We start from the raw sequence: 15,975 nt of genomic DNA on the forward strand, positions 1-15,975 counted from the left end.
TCTTTATTAATTAAAATTAAATACCCAGCACTTTATTGTAAGTATTTATAATCTTTTTACCCATAGTTTCAAGGGAAAACTTTTTTTCCACGTTATTTCTTGCGGCTTTAGCATGAACAAGCCTAGTAGAAAGATCCATTTGAAGAATGTTTTTGATTGTCTCAGTAAGTTGTTCAACATTATTTGGCTCTATCAACCAACCCGTCTTCTTAGAAATGATGGTTTCAACAATACCACCAATATTAGTAGCAATTACCATCCTTCCCATAGCCTGAGCTTCTATAGATACCAACCCAAAAGATTCAGGCTTTGTTGAAGCGCAAACCACAATATCAGATAATCCATAAATAGCAGGCATATCCGAAACATTACTAGTCATAATAACTGTTTTACTTAAACCATACTCTTTGATTTTATCTTGTAATTCTTTCCTATAGTTTGAATATTCCTTTCCACCACCTACAAATAGACAGGTAACTGACTGAGACGGCAATTCCCTTATAGCCTCCAATAAAAATAGATGCCCTTTATTGCGAACTAAACGCCCTGGAAGCATGATAATAGGTTTATCCGTTGGAATACGAAGATTCCGTGCTATATCTATAATCCTTTTATCTCCAACTTTCGAATAGTTAAATTTATCAATATTAGTTCCACAATGAATAACTTCTAATTTTTTATGATCAAATTTATAATTATCCTTGGCGTATTGAGCTATGAATTTAGATACAGCAATCACTTTTTCACCTTTGGTCATCACTGAATTATAGAGCTTTTTAAATAAACCGGTTGTGCTATGAGCACCATGGATAGTGGTTACAAAATGACATTTAGCCAATTTAGCAGCATAATAAGCACTCCATGCGGGAGCACGAGACTGGGCATGAACAATATCTATATTATTTAATTCAATTATCTCTCTAAGCCTAAAGATATTTTTTAATATTACAAATGGATTCTTACTATCTAACTCTAAAACAAAATGCCTTGATCCCTGCTGATATAACGAGTTTACTAAACTCCCACCTGAAGAAGCCAAAAAAGATCTGTAACCTGCTTTTACTATAGCTTCAGCAGTATCCATCACTTGTCTTTCAACGCCACCAGACATTAATGCGGGCAGCACCTGCAAGATACCTGGCTTTCTAACTATATTATGGGAAGTTTTTACTTTTTTCTTAGACATGTTATAAACTACTTGTATTATTTATGAGCAAAAATCGACTACATCATAACATAAAATATCTACAAGAAAAATAACAAAGAAAGTATAATAAAATAAAGGTCTTCTATTCTCTAGTTCAAGATTTCCCCTGTTTTTGCAAATATAAATATTTTGTAATTCATATTAACTTAATGTTTAAGTTGCACTTTAATTAACAAATTATAAAGCATTGCAAATGCTAAAACAATCAACTAAATTATAGAGTAGAATATATCACTATATACTTGAAGAACCAAACTTATGAATAATTATAAAAAACTACATCACAAAGATGGATCATTCTCCACATATCAACAAGTTCATGCCAAGCAAAACAACGAACAAGGAATACTCTTCTTAAGTGGATTTAAGTCTGATATGAATGGTACTAAAGCCCAAGCTCTAAGCAAATATGCTAAAGAAAACAATCTAGATTTAACTCTTTTTGAATATTCAGGACATGGCAATTCATCAGGTGAATTTATTGATGGAACTATAGGATTATGGCTAGAAAACACTCTAAATGTTATTGATCTATTAACTGATAAACCGCAAATTCTAGTAGGCTCCAGTATGGGGGGGTGGATTATGCTTCTTGCTGCTCTTGCAAGACCTGAAAGAGTATCAAGCTTAATAGGCTTAGCTGCAGCTCCAGATTTTACCGAAGAATTAATTTGGGATTATTTAAACTTAGAACAGAAAGATGATCTTCTTAAGAATAAAAAAATTGATTTTAGCAATGAGTTTTGTGATACACCATATCCTATTAGTCTTAATCTAATCACAGAAGCTCGCAACCATCTATTGTTAGATAAAGAAATTCCTCTTGATATACCTATTCATCTTATTCATGGAATGAACGATAAAGACGTTCCTTATCAAACCACAATCAGAATTGCAGAAAAACTTACTAGCAATGATGTTAATGTGCATCTAATTAAAGAAGCTGGACATGGCTTATCAAGACCACAAGATTTAGAATTTATTTACGAGATAATAAAAAAAGCGCTTAGAAAATAAGTTTAACTTTTTCTTTACATATTTTAAATACACTATTAAATACATGTGTTTTTTTTAATATATAAGTAAATGAATAATCTACCCGTTAGATATAAAGCCTTAGTAACCCCCAAGTGGAAGAACATTCCTGGAAGAGTGTTTGGTTCAGCTCAACCTGGATATCTAATCAATAGTGAACATGACAATAATATGCTCAAACTTCTACTAAGTGGAAAATCTATATCTGAAGCTAAGATTGACAACAAACTACTTTTAAACTTAAAAGCAATTTATAAACAAGGCATTAGAACCATTTATAGCTTGGCTAGCTTTCCTAGCGATAGAAAACCAGAATTAATAAAACATCTCTGGGAAAGTTTATTTGATGATACAAACTATGTATTAACGCTTAATGACCTTACTACTGAAATCAAAGATTTTCATGCACCAACTTTAAAACAATTACAAAATTTAGTGAGTGATGCCTTAGAAAGAATCACTAACGGAGAGAAAATTTTAATTCATTGCGGGGCAGGAGTTGGAAGAACCGGAACTTTTCTGACAGCAATTCACATGCAAATACATGGTGAATATAATGTTGAAGAATGTATCCAGCTAATTCGCAAAAACTATAATTCTCAATCTGTTGAAGGAGAATTACAACGCAAAGCATTGCAAGAATTTAGTAATCACTTACAGACAATGTATATAAAAGATAATCCACATAGTGATAATTCTTTAAAATTTGCTGTAAATCTGGATCTGAGAAAGGAAGCATTAATAGCTTTAAAAAATGGTGCTGATATTACCGCAGCCTTTAAAAATGAAATAAATAAAAATAAAGCTCTTATATTCACTATCAACAATAAATTATATTCAGAAGCACTAGAGCTTATTAAAATAGGAGCTAACATTAACTCCCAAAATGAATTAGGCGACAGCATTTTAAGTATAGCTATAAAAGAAGGAAATATAGAAATAATAGATCAGCTTCTTACATTTTCTGAAATTGATTTAGAAATAAAAAATGATAAAAACATATCTCCCATTATGCAAGCCTGCATAAATAAAAACTACGATATTATCTGGAAATTAATTCAAAAAGGATGTCCATTAAAAGAAGCTAAAACTTTAAATAACGATGAATTATTTCAATATTGGAAAAAATCGTTAGATGAAGGAAATCTTAGGGCCATCAACAACCTTGCTAAATTCAACGTAGATCTAAATACCTATCCTATAAATGGAATGTCAGCTTTAAAATATGCTCAAAAAAACAAAGAACTGTATGTGGGAATGGCAAGCTTAAGGATAGGGTCTGATCATAGAAATGAACTTAAACAATCGCTTATTGAAGCTAAATATCTTATATCTACCTATCCACAAATGACTAGGAATTTAATTTTAAGCGGAGCTAATTTAAATAATTTAGATATTGTCTTGTCTCAAAAAAAACTAACTGAATTCTTAAAAGAAGCTATTGATAATGCTAGTTTATTCTTTTTAATGAATTTAATTTCTTATGATAAAAATATTAAAAACCTAAAAATAAAGAGAGTATCAGCCCTACAATATGCAATTGTGAATAATCATTATGAATTAGCGATAAAAATGTCCGAAATCGGATTTTCTAATGATAATCAATATTCTAATCTTACCAATGCACTAAACTTAGCAATCACTTACCAAAACAACAAAGAAGTTAAAAGACTAATCACCGCAGGAGCTAATGTTAATGCTAAATTCAATGATATTCCCCTCCTGATAAAGGCTATTCATACCAAGAATCCAATAATAACAAACCTTCTTATAGAAGGGGGAGCAAACATAAGAGATTCGGATAAGAATGGCAAAACTGTTTTGATGCATGCCATCGATGTGGACATTATAGAAATACTTAATCCTATTTTAAAATCATTAAAACCCGCTGACCTTAAAGTGGCTGACAAAAACAATAAAACTGCTATCATGCATGCCGTCTCTGCAACCGCTCCCTTTGTTATAAAAGAGCTTATAGACCATGGTGCTGATATTAACCAAGTGGTAAATGATTCAACAGCCTTAATGGAGTCTGTTATCTTAAAAAAACCATCTATATTAAAAATACTTATAAAAAATTATAATGCAGATGTTAATTTAAGCGATATCTCAGGGATAACTCCACTAAAAAAAGCAAAAAACCCTAATATTATTAAAATACTTGTAGAAAATGGAGCAATTTAAACTCCATCTTCTTCAAAATCACCGCCTAAACCAATAAGAACATTTGCGTTTTCTTCTGCTGTTAACTGAAAATTAGCATCCGCACCTTTAATAAAAAGTTGATCAATTACGTCATTTAGTTCATGTATTACTGCTAAGTACATTGGAGTGAATCCTTCTTTAGTTTTCTCATTAATATTTGCACCGCCATCTATCAACATATTGGCGATAACAGAATTATTATTTTTGGGGATGACCCCTAATTATTTAATATTATGTCAAATATTCTTTATTTTTTCTACACTTCTAAAGAATGTACTTTACCAGCCAGACTTAATATATACTATATTTTCTAAACTATAAGCTTTAAAATCCACCTTGTATCTTGCAAGTTATTAGTTTATATTTTTCGTTAAATTATATAAGGAGAGAGTCATGCATCAGAAATATAGTAGCTTAATTAAATTATTGCTTATCTTCATAGTCGGAACTTTGATGTGGTTCAACCCTATATCCAATGAAATTACCCCGCAAGCCTGGCATTTATTCGTTATATTCTTAGGAACCATGGTGGGGATTGTTCTAAGCCCATTACCCATTAGTGCAATGGCCATGCTTGGTGCAGGAATGTGTTTACTAATGGGAGTGTTAACAACTCAACAAGTTCTTGATGGATTCAGCGAAAAGGTAGTGTGGCTATTAGTTTTTGCTTTCCTAATTGCCAGAGGAATTATAAAAACTGGTCTTGGAAAACGAATGGCATATTATTTTATATCTAAAATTGGAAAAACTACTCTTGGTCTGTCTTATGGCTTAGTAATTACAGAATTATTCCTTGCTCCATTAATTCCAAGCGTTACTGCACGTGGTGGTGGTGTGGTTTATCCAATAGCTACGTCATTAGTTGATGCTCTAGCAACTGAACATCATGATGATAATAAAAGCCATATTAAACGAACAATGGGATATCTCAGCCAAGTATGCTTCCAAACTAATCTTGTTACCAGCGCAATGTTCTTAACTGGGATGGCTGCCAATCCGTTAATTCAAAGCTTTGCTAATAAAGCAGGCGCTGAAGTTTCATGGAGCAGCTGGGCTTTGGGTGGAATAGTTCCTGGTTTAATTAGCTTATTTGCTATGCCACTTATCATATATTTACTTCACCCCCCTGCTATTAAAACTTCTCCTAAGGCACCTCAGCACGCTCTAGAAGCATTAAAGAAAATGGGAAAAGTTACTATCCATGAACTAGTAATGATTATAACCTTTGCATCATTAATTGTTGGCTGGATATTGGACAAAAAGATTGGTGTGGACGCAACTTCAGTTGCAATGATAGGAGTTGTGGCATTACTAGTAACTGGGGTTCTTGATTGGAGTGATGCTCTTAATGAAAAAGGAGCTTGGGACAGCTTCATCTGGTTTGCCATTATGATAATGCTTTCTGGTTACTTAGCTGAATATGGGGTAATTAAATGGATAGCCACTCATATTGCTGAAAGTTTAAAACATTATCCTGCAATAATTGCAGTGCCCGCACTTATGTTGCTATATTTCTATTTACATTATTTCTTTGCAAGTGTGGCTGCACAAGTGACTGTGTTATTCAGTACATTCCTTATCTTAATTATGAGCTTTAATGTGCCTGTGATGATTGCGGCGATGACCTTGGCTTATTTTTCTTCACTTTCAGGGGGATTAACTCATTACGGAATTGCTACTGCACCAATATATTTTGGTACCAAATCTGTAACCACAAAAGAATGGTGGAAAATTGGTTTCATAGTCAGCTTAATTAACATTGCCGTTTGGAGCGTTGTTGGTGGAGTATGGTGGAAATATTTAGGATGGTTTTAAAAAAGATGCCACAAATTATTCTTGAAGCTAGCGATAATATAATTGAAAGGGATTTTAAACAAACATTATCTAAGATTCATCATATATTAGTGGACACTCTTCCTACTAAGCTGGAGTCTTGTAAAAGCCGAGTTATTCTCCATAAAGATTTTTTAATTGGCAATGGATATATGAACAACGCATTCATCCATTTATCTATAAAGATAATAGAAGGCAGAACAAGAGAAACCTGCAAATTAGCTGCCAATAAAATTCTTGAAGAATTAAAAGATAGTTTCCAAGAATCAATGAATAGATTAAATTTAAAATTTAGTATAGCCATTGATAATCTTCCTAAAGTATATATAAAAACTTAAAACTTCTTGGCTATTTCTATAGATAATTTACATCCTAGTTTTATTGCATTATACAAAACTTTATGACCAAAATTTAGATCCTTCATATTGTCTTTAGCCATATGATGATGCTCTAATTCTTCCTGTCTAAACTTTTCAATGTTTTTAGCTAAATTTTTCTCTTTTTTGGAGTCAAGTTTCTTTAATTGATCTTGATAATGTTGATCTATAACTTCTTCAACCGCCTCTGTGCAAACCATTGCAGAATTTTTTCCTAAAAGAGCAGTGCCAGCCCCAAGAGCATATCCCAATGCGTGCCAAACGGGTAGAAAAACAGATGGCCTGATTTTTCTTTGCTGCATTTCTTTTACAAAATAATCTAAATGAATTTCCTCTTGATCTGCCATATGCTTTAGCATCTTCTGATCATCAACATTCCTTAGAACTGCCATTTGCCCTTTATAAATACGTTTAGCGCCATATTCTCCAGCGTGGTTAACTCTAATTACCTGATCCATTAACTGATCACCATTTAAATCACCTGGCATTTTACTCATGATTTTCTTTCTATATTTTTAAAAATCCATAAAGCAGACAAACAGCATATATAACATTCCACTCAGCCATTGAAAGCATCATAAATTTAAATGGAACTTCACTACAGCTGGCAGCAACCTCTTTAAAACTTAAAACGCCTGCTGGATTTTTTGCATTACAAGTATATACTTCATCTATCCAATAATGCTCCACCCCAACATGATAACCAGCCAAAGATATTTCAACTATATACAATAGCACAACTAAAGGTATAGTATATTTTCTAGATCTTGGAAATAATATAACACCCCCAGATAATAACAATAAAATGAAATAAGGAATCCTTTGATAAATGCATAATGAACATGGAGACAAATTAAATAGAAGCTCTGATACATATGCCAAAAACAATGCTGCTCCACTACTAAGCAAAACCAGCCAATATGGATTCTTTTTAATTTTATCAAGCAAAGGCATAATTAAGCTTCCATTTCTTTAACAGAAGATAAAACTTCTTCGACATGACCCTTTACTTTTACTTTAGGCCAAATTTTTTGGATAACTCCTTCCCTATCTATTAGGAAAGTTTTACGAGCAATTCCCATATATTTCTTACCATACATAGACTTCTCTACCCAACAATTAAATAATTCACATACTTTAACTTCAACGTCTGAAAGCAATATATGTTCTAGATTATATTTAGCACGGAATTTTTCATGACGCTTTAAATCATCCTTGGAGATTCCTATTATAACGGTATCAAGCTTCTTAAATTCTTTTATATTGGAGGTAAAATCCTGCGCTTCCATTGTACAGCCTGAAGTATCATCTTTAGGATAAAAATAAATAACTACATTCCTCCCTAAAAAGTCTTTAATAGCAATATCTGCTTTTTGATCTGAAGGAAGAGTAAAATCTGGAGCTAAATCTCCAATCGATAATTCTTTTGCCATGACTATTCTCCTTACAACTTAGATTATAAGTGAAGGATATCACCTGAAGCAAAAGTGAACAAGAAATTTTTAGGATGGAAATTATCTAATTAACTAACTACCGTCTAAATCACTTACGCATACATCAGGAACCTCTCCATAAAGATAGTTCTTAAGATGGTTTGATGCAAGTTCTTGTCCTTTGTTAGCTGAAAGAGTGCTATATACTGATGATACAGCAGCTGATCCAATCGAAAACATAAATTTTCTAACATGACTATTTGTAGCAGCTACAATTGTAACTTGAGTAAAAAATGATTGCAACATAACCATTCTCCTTATCTTTAGTTTATATACTATAAGCTCATACTAAAAATGATAACTTGAGCCCCTCTTTAAGTCAATTTATACTCTTAAAACTGCACAGATATTCATCTTATAATTAAAGACATAACTCTTTTAAATTTTATTTAATTATATGATAATAAAACTTGCATTATATTAAATATTAGTATAGATTCTTCCCAATTCATTCTTAATAGCCCTTTTTAGAGTAGATTAGTGCATAATCGTAGAAACTTTAAATATAATCCTTGGTATTGGCTCACCAAAATCGCTGCAGAGTTTTCGAAGAATAAACAATATATTCTTTGTAAATATCTTCCAACATCATTGATGTTATTGCTTTCTGCTTATTTAAATAGTTTTTTAAGAGGAGCAAAAGATATTGTTTTAGTTCCATCCTTAGGCCCAGAACTTATTAGTTTCATTAAATTTTATGGAGTATTACCAGGAACTTTACTTTTCTTCGTTTGTTATACAAAACTTGCTAATATTTTATCCAGAGACAAACTATATTACACCATTACTTTATTCTTTGGTGGTTTCTTTTTATTATACGCCTTTGTATTAAACCCTTTACAACCTTATCTAGAACCAGATTTTTCTTCATTAATTGGAAAATACCCTGGACTACAATATCAATTCATGATGATTCAGCATTGGCCCACAAGTATACTTTATATAATGTGTGAAATTTGTGGAACAGTTACTCTTTCTCTTATGTTCTGGCAATTTACTAACGAATTATACACCTTAAAAGAAGCTAGAAAAACTTATGCCTTATTTGGTATTATTGGCCAAGGAGGAATAATTCTAGCTGGCTTAATTCAAACCGGAATTTCAGAATATTTTATTAATAATATTGAAGAAACACTCGTTTGGGGATTAACTTTAAAATGGATGATGTCCAGCGTAGCATTAGCAGGATTTGGACTGATTGCGCTCTATAGATGGATGTATAAACATGTATTCTTTGATCCAATATTATGTACTAGAAAACATACCGGAATTCGTGAGAAAATTAGTCTATCTGTAAGAGAAAGTATAAAATATGTATGCGCCTCTCGTTATATCTGGTTAATAATGCTAATAGTCTTTAGTTATGGTGTTGGAGTTAATCTTATTGAAAGCTTATGGAAATATGAATTAAAACAAGTATATACTACTAGCAATAGCTATGGCGCGTTTATGGGTAAATTCAATATGTATTTTGGCCTAACATCCATTACAGTTATGATATATGGTACTTATATATTACGTAAGTTTAAGTGGCTAATAGCTGCTCTTCACACCCCTTTAATAGCAGGCATAACTGGGGCTACATTCTTTATCTTTATTCTTTACCAAGATTCATTGAAACCATTCTTTGCAAATTTCAACAGTAATGTTGCAATGATGGCAGTATTACTTGGATCGGCCCAAGTTATTTTATATAAATCATTAAACTATACTTTTGTAGATGCAACCAAAGAAATGGCCTTCATGCCACTAAATCGCGAACTTAGAACAAAAGGTAAAGCTGCTGTGGACGTTATTGGAAATAGAGGTGGAAAGGCATTTGGAGCTATATCTCAGCAATTAATGTTCCAATTTATTGATCCAAGCATAGGAAACTTAGTATATCAATTCTTTATATTCTTTGTGATAATTATGGTTACATGGACTCTTAGTGTAATTGCCCTTAACAAACAATTTATTAAAATTGCCGACCAAGCCAATCATTAGAAAAGAATATAAAAATAATTAAGGCCTAGGAAGATTAGTAACTTTTTCTATTCTCTTTTCAAACTCACCTTTAAATAATCTATCAACAAAGATTCCAGGAGTATGAATCTGATCAGGGTCTAGCTCACCTATCTCCACCATTTCTTCCACCTCAACTATTGTCATTTTTCCAGCAGTAGCCATAATTGGAGAAAAATTTCTTGCTGTTTTCCTAAACACTAAATTCCCAGCTTTATCGGCCTTATACGCCCTAATTATGGTTAAATCAGCCAATAAACCTGTTTCTAGAACATAGGTCTCACCATTAAATTCCTTATGTTCTTTTCCTTCTGCTACAACAGTTCCTACTCCTGTTTTAGTATAAAAACCTGCAATACCTGCTCCTCCAGCACGTATTCTTTCTGCCAATGTACCTTGAGGATTAAATTCTATTTCTATTTCTTTATCTAAATATTGCTTCTCAAAAGTTTTATTCTCTCCAACATAAGAAGAAATAGTTTTCTTAATCTGATGTTTATCTAATAAAACACCTAAGCCAAAATCATCAACACCACAATTATTACTAATAACAGTTAAACCTTTAACTCCTGAATTGTATATTTCTTGGATTGCATTTTCAGGAATACCGCATAATCCGAATCCACCAGCCATTATACTCATATTATCAGACAAAACTCCCTCTAAAGCTTCTTTAGCATTATTATATATTTTTACCATTTAATTGATTCTCCAAATTGTTATTAAGCATCTAATTATCATAGAATATTAGAATTTAGCAAGCTTTTGTTATTAGTTGAAACACCTTTTGGTGTTCATCAACTATAAATTATAGTACCCTTATATAAAGGTAACTAAATTATAGTAAAATAATGACAAATTTATATCACGTTTTTTATAAAATGCCAGTTCTACGTAAAGAAGATATGTATATTGAGCTAGAAGAAATTGCGGTGAAATTTGTTAAATCTGGCTTATTAAGAATTGAAGCTGAACCTAAGCAAAATTTTGTTCGGTTTTCCATTCCCTCTCGTAATGTTCACATTAACTTCAGCAAACGTGAAATTTATGAGGAATCTTTACGCCCCAGAATAACTAAAGCAATAAAAAAAGCTCTCAAAGAATCTGGCAAAAGCACTGACTTAGACAATAAAGTTATTCATGAAATTGAAAAATTAAAGGATCAATTAAAAAGATTTGTTGAAGTTGAGCCAGAATTGGAAATGAAGATAGCAAGAATACTTATCCAATCTGCTCATCCTGTAGTGCCTTTAATGATTATGCTAGAAGAAGTTGAAGTATTTGTATCTTATGGCCATAGTATTGGAGAAGTAATGGACGTTGCCTCTTGGAGACAAGCAGGATCTAATAGCGGCATGCAAAGCACTGATGGGAAAAATGTGGCTATATTTGTATCCTGTGGAGGAGACCCATTATTTGTAGACCCTCCTCTTAGCAAAGAAGAAATGAAAGCAAAAAAGGCAAGAGAAGCTAATGAAGGAGAGAAAGAAGAAAAAACACATGGAGATGGAAAACCTGCTTTAGCAAGATTAATGGGAATAGCAGGACAAGAAATTGGTCATTATAGTGATATTGTTCGCAACGAGAGAGGACAGCAAGTAACTCGTATCTCAGCAAATTTTAGCGGAACCAAAGCTGATCCTCAGGTGAATTTGGCACGAAAAACAGATATGAAGAATATTTACACTTATATAGATTTATTAGGTAAAATAGGCCTTAGTGATTTGCTTGATAAAGAAAAAGAGATTCGCTTCCAACGTCGTAATCCTAAAAAGACTGTAGGATATTACTTCAAACTTATGATGCTGAAGCTTGCTAGAATGAAATTCATCAAAAAGGCTAAAGAGATCAATTTTCTTCCCATCACTGAGTTAGAAAAGAATGAATATCTGGGCTTTAGCTTTCACGACCTTGCATCTGATATGTTATTTAACTTAGAACCAAAAGCAGATGTATATAGCAACTCAGACAAAAACATAGAAGAAGCAATTGCATGTATTGAGGCGTTGGCTAGAGTTCCTCAACAGGCAAATAAATGGGGTCATCAAAATACTAAGTTCTTCTGGCGAAATCTTTACAAAATATATTATAACAAGCTCATACCGAGCTGCATTAGAGATTATGAAAATATGTCGGGGCAAAAATTTACTGCATATCCTAATAGACTACATAAATATAGCTTAGAAAATAAAATAAGATTCAGGATTGAAGAATTCAAAGACAAGGTAAAAAAATATTTTACTCCTCCAAAAAGGTAATAAAAGCAATTGTTACTTATACTATATTGACCTTACCCCCCTATTAGCTTATTATTCATATCTTAAGTCAAGCAATTATCATCTAGGAAAAACGTATGGATTTCATCGAAGAATTTATTGCCCGTGGTTTTTACCATCAATCTACAGATTTAGAAGGTTTAAAAAAACTTACCTCAAGCAAAAAAATCTCTGCTTATATTGGTTTTGATCCAACTGCCACATCTTTACATGTGGGAAATTTAATGCAAATAATGATGCTTAAATTACTTCAAAAACATGGCCACCGACCCATCGTGATTGTGGGGGGAGGAACAGCCAAAATTGGTGACCCTTCTGGCAAAGATGAAATGCGTAAGATGTTAAACGCAGAAGGGCTGGAAAAAAATATAGCGGGCATTAAAGCTTCTTTAGCCAAATATATTAATTTTGGCAAAAATGAAGCCATCATGCTGAATAATGATGAATGGCTAAAAAAACTTAATTATTTAGATTACTTGCGTGACTATGGAAAATTCTTTTCTATCAATAGAATGCTAAAATTTGATAGTGTTAAATTAAGATTAGAGAGAGAACAAAATTTAAGCTTTCTTGAATTTAACTACATGCTCTTGCAAGCTTATGACTTCGTGGAATTAAATCGTCGCTATGATTGCCGCCTGCAACTTGGTGGATCAGACCAATGGGGAAATATTGTTAATGGAGTGGAATTAAACCGCCGCTTAGAAGAAAAGGAGGTGTTTGGATTAACCTCTCCTTTAATTACCACTGCTAGTGGAACAAAAATGGGTAAAAGCGCTAATGGAGCTGTTTGGCTTAGTGAAGAATTATTATCTCCCTATAATTACTACCAATTTTGGCGTAATAGTGATGATCGAGATGTTATAAAGTTCTTAAAATTATTCACTGAATTACCTCTAGAACAAATAGAAGAATATAGTAAAGCTAAGGGAAGCGAACTGAATGAGATAAAAAAGATTCTTGCCTTTGAAACAACAAAACTATGTCATGGAGAGAAGGAAGCTAAGAAAGCAGAAGCTACTGCTATAAAAATGTTTGAAGAAAAAACATTATCAAATAATTTACCAACTATAGAACTTAGCAAAGAGAAAATAAAAAAAGGAATTCCAGCCTATTTACTTTTTCAACAAGCAGGTCTCACTTCATCTGGAGGAGAAGCACGTAGATTAATTCGTGGGAAAGGCGCTAGGGTTAATGACAAAGTAATAGATGAAGAAGCTATTAATATTGATGTTTCTTATTGCAATAAAGATGGCGTAATTAAACTTTCTGCTGGAAAAAAACGCCATGCTTTGGTCTCAATGCTCTAAAAATTTATAAAGCAGACTCAATCCATTTGGCAATATCTGCTTTAGAAAGAGCACCAACTTTAGTATCAACAATTTCACCATTCTTAAACAAAATCATTGTTGGAATTCCACGCACGTTATGCTTAGCTGCAGCATCTGGATGATCATCAATATTTATCTTAGCAATTGTTGCTTTATCTTTCATTTCTTCAGAAAGAGCATCTAACGTTGGGATAAGTTGTTTACATGGACCGCACCAAGGGGCCCAGAAGTCAACCAATAGAGCTTTATCTGAAGCTTTAACTAATTCTTGAAAACTTTCTTCAGTTAAGTCTTTTATCATAATATTTTCCTTATATTTTTCTTATACTAAGTTTATCCTAACCTAATATGATAAATCTCTCAAGATAATTTTATTTAAATACCGCGCCCCTGTTGTTTACCAGATTGCTTAGCATTGCTTCCATACCCCATCCCCTTATTATTTTCTTGCAATGTTTGCCTCATAGAGTTTGTCTCTTCTCTTTCTTTCTTTAATTTTTCTGCGTTATCTTTTACCCTCTCTAGAGCCTGTTTAAATTGAGGAGACTTCTCGTTCATATCTTTCATACCATTAACAATAGTCTTACTAGTCATATTATGCCAGATATCCTTAACACGCTCTAAAAATGTCATTTCCTTTATCGCTGCTCTTGCATGACAATCGTTAGCTACTTTTAAAAATGTTGGAGATTGTTTATCGATATATTTATCAGGGAACATTTTCTTAACTAGTTTATTTTTAATATTGAATGATGCATCTTGAATACGCTCCAAGGGTGTCATCAATTTTCGTATTCCTTGTTTTTGTGTTTCTCCTATATTTTTATAAACACTTTTGTTCAAAACTTACTCCTTCGAGCCTTCTTGAGCTTCCCTATAATACACTTCCGAAATATATCTTCTTCCTTTGTCAGCTCTTTTTAACTGAACTACAATATCAACCACCGCCAATATATAATTACGAATTTCATTAGGAGGCATACCTAAACCAGCCTGCATTACCTTTAATTTCAGCTGTTCTAAAGCCATTGACGGAGTGTCAGCATGCAAAGTTGCAATAGCCCCAGGATGACCTGTATTTATTGCTCTTAAAAAACTAAAAGCTTCAGCTCCACGAAGCTCCCCAACAATAATTCTATCTGGTCGCAAACGCAAACAGGCCTCAATCAAATTTTGAGTAGTTACATTCGCCCTACCCTGCCCACCTTTAGAAGCAAGTAAATGAACCCTGTTTTTATGATGAGGTAATTGAACTTCTCGAGCATCTTCTACTGTAATTAGACGTTCTTCTGTGGGAATCTCAAGCAAGGCAGCATTGGTAAATGTAGTTTTACCAGTGGAAGTACCACCGCTAATAATGATATTCTTTTTACATCTTATGGCGTGAGTTAAGAAAGCTCTTATATCTTTCTTTTTAAGATGATCCATAAGAATTGGAACATTTGGATCCGACATTTCTTCTGTGGCAGTTTGATCAAAGGCTCCAAATTTTTGATAAGTATCAAACGTAAAAAGTTCTGTAGCACCTTTACGAATAGACATACACACTGTGCCAGGTTCACAAGCTGGTGGAAACACCACCTGAATACGATATCCATTAGGTAATGTAGCTGAGAGTAATGGTTTTTCTTCGCTAATAACCTGCTCAGTAGACTGAGCAATCAATCTCCCCAAAGCTTTAAGATGCTCCATGTCTAATGTAGGAAGTTTTTCACAGCGCATATCACCACGCTTTTCAACCCAAGCTTCCCCTGGAACATTAACTGAAATTTCAGCAACACCATCCTCAGCGAATAATGCTTTAAATGGCTCTAAATATGTTTCTAATGCTGCATAATTCTGTTTCATTCTACTATTTTCGTTAAATTAGCTGATCTACCTGGGAACACTAGATCTTGTTTTACAAACACTTTCAATGAAGTTCCTTGATCTATAGTGATAGTTGGTGGCATATCCATAGTTTTCTCAATAACATCTGTTCCTATCGAACTAATATTATCAACTGCATCATCATATGCATCATCTAAAGCAGTACTATCATCGGTGTTAGTAGTACTTCCATCTGTATTGGTGGTGGTAGTTGAAGTGGTACTATCACTAGCTCCATTTCTATCTGCATATTCAGCTACACCTATATTAATCAAGCTAACCATCATAGCTGTGGTGAAATTACGTAAAATATGATTATCAACATCACCTGCTGAACCAGACCTA

At 33.0% G+C, this 15,975-nt stretch carries 18 protein-coding genes; 7 read left to right on the plus strand and 11 right to left on the minus strand.

The window, feature by feature from the left end; translation table 11 throughout:
- Nucleotides 1-16 precede the first annotated feature (16 nt).
- Nucleotides 17-1,186 (minus strand): glycosyltransferase family 4 protein, encoded by a 1,170-nt coding sequence (locus tag N4A31_06865; protein ID MCT4635938.1) that lies wholly within the window; start codon nt 1,184-1,186, stop codon nt 17-19.
- A gap of 279 nt (nt 1,187-1,465) precedes the next feature.
- Here N4A31_06865 and N4A31_06870 point away from each other — a divergent pair, with 279 nt between their 5' ends.
- Both N4A31_06870 and N4A31_06875 read left to right on the plus strand, forming a co-directional pair.
- Nucleotides 1,466-2,224: an alpha/beta hydrolase gene (locus tag N4A31_06870; GenBank protein MCT4635939.1), complete on the plus strand. Its 759-nt coding sequence runs from the start codon at nt 1,466-1,468 to the stop codon at nt 2,222-2,224.
- Nucleotides 2,225-2,293: 69 nt separating this feature from the next.
- The gene (locus N4A31_06875; GenBank protein MCT4635940.1) at nt 2,294-4,426 is read left to right on the plus strand and encodes an ankyrin repeat domain-containing protein; all 2,133 of its coding nucleotides are present in this window, start codon (nt 2,294-2,296) and stop codon (nt 4,424-4,426) included.
- On the opposite strand, the gene N4A31_06880 is transcribed toward N4A31_06875, so the two are convergent.
- Entirely contained in the window at nt 4,423-4,626 is a 204-nt protein-coding gene (locus tag N4A31_06880; protein ID MCT4635941.1) for a hypothetical protein, read from the minus strand. The genes N4A31_06875 and N4A31_06880 overlap by 4 nt on opposite strands.
- Nucleotides 4,627-4,840: 214 nt before the next feature.
- Between N4A31_06880 and N4A31_06885 the strand changes: the two genes are divergently transcribed.
- Nucleotides 4,841-6,262 carry an anion permease gene (locus tag N4A31_06885; protein ID MCT4635942.1) on the plus strand — a complete coding sequence of 474 codons (1,422 nt, stop codon included), beginning with the start codon at nt 4,841-4,843 and terminating at the stop codon, nt 6,260-6,262.
- On the plus strand, nt 6,253-6,618 hold the full coding sequence (locus tag N4A31_06890; GenBank protein MCT4635943.1) for a hypothetical protein: 366 nt from the start codon (nt 6,253-6,255) through the stop codon (nt 6,616-6,618). The genes N4A31_06885 and N4A31_06890 overlap by 10 nt, the downstream gene beginning before the upstream one ends.
- On the opposite strand, the gene N4A31_06895 is transcribed toward N4A31_06890, so the two are convergent.
- From N4A31_06895 to N4A31_06910, 4 genes are all read right to left on the minus strand, one after another.
- A complete protein-coding gene (locus tag N4A31_06895; GenBank protein MCT4635944.1) occupies nt 6,615-7,154 on the minus strand; it encodes a demethoxyubiquinone hydroxylase family protein in 540 nt (179 codons plus the stop codon). The genes N4A31_06890 and N4A31_06895 overlap by 4 nt on opposite strands.
- A 10-nt stretch (nt 7,155-7,164) precedes the next feature.
- Nucleotides 7,165-7,611 carry a disulfide bond formation protein B gene (locus N4A31_06900; GenBank protein MCT4635945.1) on the minus strand — a complete coding sequence of 149 codons (447 nt, stop codon included), beginning with the start codon at nt 7,609-7,611 and terminating at the stop codon, nt 7,165-7,167.
- 2 nt (nt 7,612-7,613) lie between these two features.
- Nucleotides 7,614-8,090, minus strand: a complete 477-nt coding sequence (bcp, locus tag N4A31_06905) for a thioredoxin-dependent thiol peroxidase (GenBank protein ID MCT4635946.1) — start codon at nt 8,088-8,090, stop codon at nt 7,614-7,616.
- A gap of 93 nt (nt 8,091-8,183) precedes the next feature.
- Nucleotides 8,184-8,396: a hypothetical protein gene (locus N4A31_06910; GenBank protein ID MCT4635947.1), complete on the minus strand. Its 213-nt coding sequence runs from the start codon at nt 8,394-8,396 to the stop codon at nt 8,184-8,186.
- Between the two features lie 234 nt (nt 8,397-8,630).
- On the opposite strand from N4A31_06910, the gene N4A31_06915 reads away from it, so the two are divergent.
- The gene (locus N4A31_06915; protein MCT4635948.1) at nt 8,631-10,136 is read left to right on the plus strand and encodes an NTP/NDP exchange transporter; all 1,506 of its coding nucleotides are present in this window, start codon (nt 8,631-8,633) and stop codon (nt 10,134-10,136) included.
- Between the two features lie 18 nt (nt 10,137-10,154).
- On the opposite strand, the gene N4A31_06920 is transcribed toward N4A31_06915, so the two are convergent.
- A complete protein-coding gene (locus tag N4A31_06920) occupies nt 10,155-10,853 on the minus strand; it encodes a CoA transferase subunit A (GenBank protein ID MCT4635949.1) in 699 nt (232 codons plus the stop codon).
- Between the two features lie 152 nt (nt 10,854-11,005).
- On the opposite strand from N4A31_06920, the gene N4A31_06925 reads away from it, so the two are divergent.
- Both N4A31_06925 and tyrS read left to right on the plus strand, forming a co-directional pair.
- Complete coding sequence (locus N4A31_06925) at nt 11,006-12,412, plus strand: DUF2748 family protein (GenBank protein MCT4635950.1); 1,407 nt, start codon at nt 11,006-11,008, stop codon at nt 12,410-12,412.
- A gap of 95 nt (nt 12,413-12,507) precedes the next feature.
- A complete protein-coding gene (gene tyrS / locus N4A31_06930; protein ID MCT4635951.1) occupies nt 12,508-13,740 on the plus strand; it encodes a tyrosine--tRNA ligase in 1,233 nt (410 codons plus the stop codon).
- 4 nt (nt 13,741-13,744) lie between these two features.
- Here tyrS and trxA read toward each other — a convergent pair whose 3' ends face one another.
- The 4 genes from trxA to N4A31_06950 all read right to left on the minus strand — a co-directional run.
- The gene (gene trxA / locus N4A31_06935) at nt 13,745-14,062 is read right to left on the minus strand and encodes a thioredoxin (protein ID MCT4635952.1); all 318 of its coding nucleotides are present in this window, start codon (nt 14,060-14,062) and stop codon (nt 13,745-13,747) included.
- Between the two features lie 74 nt (nt 14,063-14,136).
- Nucleotides 14,137-14,604 carry a hypothetical protein gene (locus N4A31_06940; protein MCT4635953.1) on the minus strand — a complete coding sequence of 156 codons (468 nt, stop codon included), beginning with the start codon at nt 14,602-14,604 and terminating at the stop codon, nt 14,137-14,139.
- A 3-nt stretch (nt 14,605-14,607) separates the two neighbouring features.
- Nucleotides 14,608-15,609 (minus strand): P-type DNA transfer ATPase VirB11, encoded by a 1,002-nt coding sequence (gene virB11 / locus N4A31_06945; GenBank protein ID MCT4635954.1) that lies wholly within the window; start codon nt 15,607-15,609, stop codon nt 14,608-14,610.
- Nucleotides 15,606-15,975 (minus strand): hypothetical protein (locus N4A31_06950; GenBank protein MCT4635955.1); only part of this gene is annotated, 370 nt, incomplete at its 5' end. The genes N4A31_06950 and virB11, both read right to left, overlap by 4 nt.

The organism is Rickettsiales bacterium (genome assembly GCA_025210695.1).
Lineage (GTDB): Bacteria > Pseudomonadota > Alphaproteobacteria > Rickettsiales > CANDYO01 > CANDYO01.

Bases quoted from the DNA above. Each gene is read 5' to 3' on its own strand.
- N4A31_06920 (MCT4635949.1), bottom strand. From the start codon at position 10,853: ATGGTAAAAATATATAATAATGCTAAAGAAGCTTTAGAGGGAGTTTTG.
- N4A31_06900 (MCT4635945.1), bottom strand. From the start codon at position 7,611: ATGCCTTTGCTTGATAAAATTAAAAAGAATCCATATTGGCTGGTTTTG.
- N4A31_06910 (MCT4635947.1), bottom strand. From the start codon at position 8,396: ATGTTGCAATCATTTTTTACTCAAGTTACAATTGTAGCTGCTACAAAT.
- N4A31_06880 (MCT4635941.1), bottom strand. From the start codon at position 4,626: ATGTTGATAGATGGCGGTGCAAATATTAATGAGAAAACTAAAGAAGGA.
- N4A31_06885 (MCT4635942.1), top strand. From the start codon at position 4,841: ATGCATCAGAAATATAGTAGCTTAATTAAATTATTGCTTATCTTCATA.
- N4A31_06890 (MCT4635943.1), top strand. From the start codon at position 6,253: ATGGTTTTAAAAAAGATGCCACAAATTATTCTTGAAGCTAGCGATAAT.
- bcp (MCT4635946.1), bottom strand. From the start codon at position 8,090: ATGGCAAAAGAATTATCGATTGGAGATTTAGCTCCAGATTTTACTCTT.
- N4A31_06895 (MCT4635944.1), bottom strand. From the start codon at position 7,154: ATGAGTAAAATGCCAGGTGATTTAAATGGTGATCAGTTAATGGATCAG.
- trxA (MCT4635952.1), bottom strand. From the start codon at position 14,062: ATGATAAAAGACTTAACTGAAGAAAGTTTTCAAGAATTAGTTAAAGCT.
- tyrS (MCT4635951.1), top strand. From the start codon at position 12,508: ATGGATTTCATCGAAGAATTTATTGCCCGTGGTTTTTACCATCAATCT.
- N4A31_06870 (MCT4635939.1), top strand. From the start codon at position 1,466: ATGAATAATTATAAAAAACTACATCACAAAGATGGATCATTCTCCACA.
- N4A31_06865 (MCT4635938.1), bottom strand. From the start codon at position 1,186: ATGTCTAAGAAAAAAGTAAAAACTTCCCATAATATAGTTAGAAAGCCA.
- virB11 (MCT4635954.1), bottom strand. From the start codon at position 15,609: ATGAAACAGAATTATGCAGCATTAGAAACATATTTAGAGCCATTTAAA.
- N4A31_06925 (MCT4635950.1), top strand. From the start codon at position 11,006: ATGACAAATTTATATCACGTTTTTTATAAAATGCCAGTTCTACGTAAA.
- N4A31_06875 (MCT4635940.1), top strand. From the start codon at position 2,294: ATGAATAATCTACCCGTTAGATATAAAGCCTTAGTAACCCCCAAGTGG.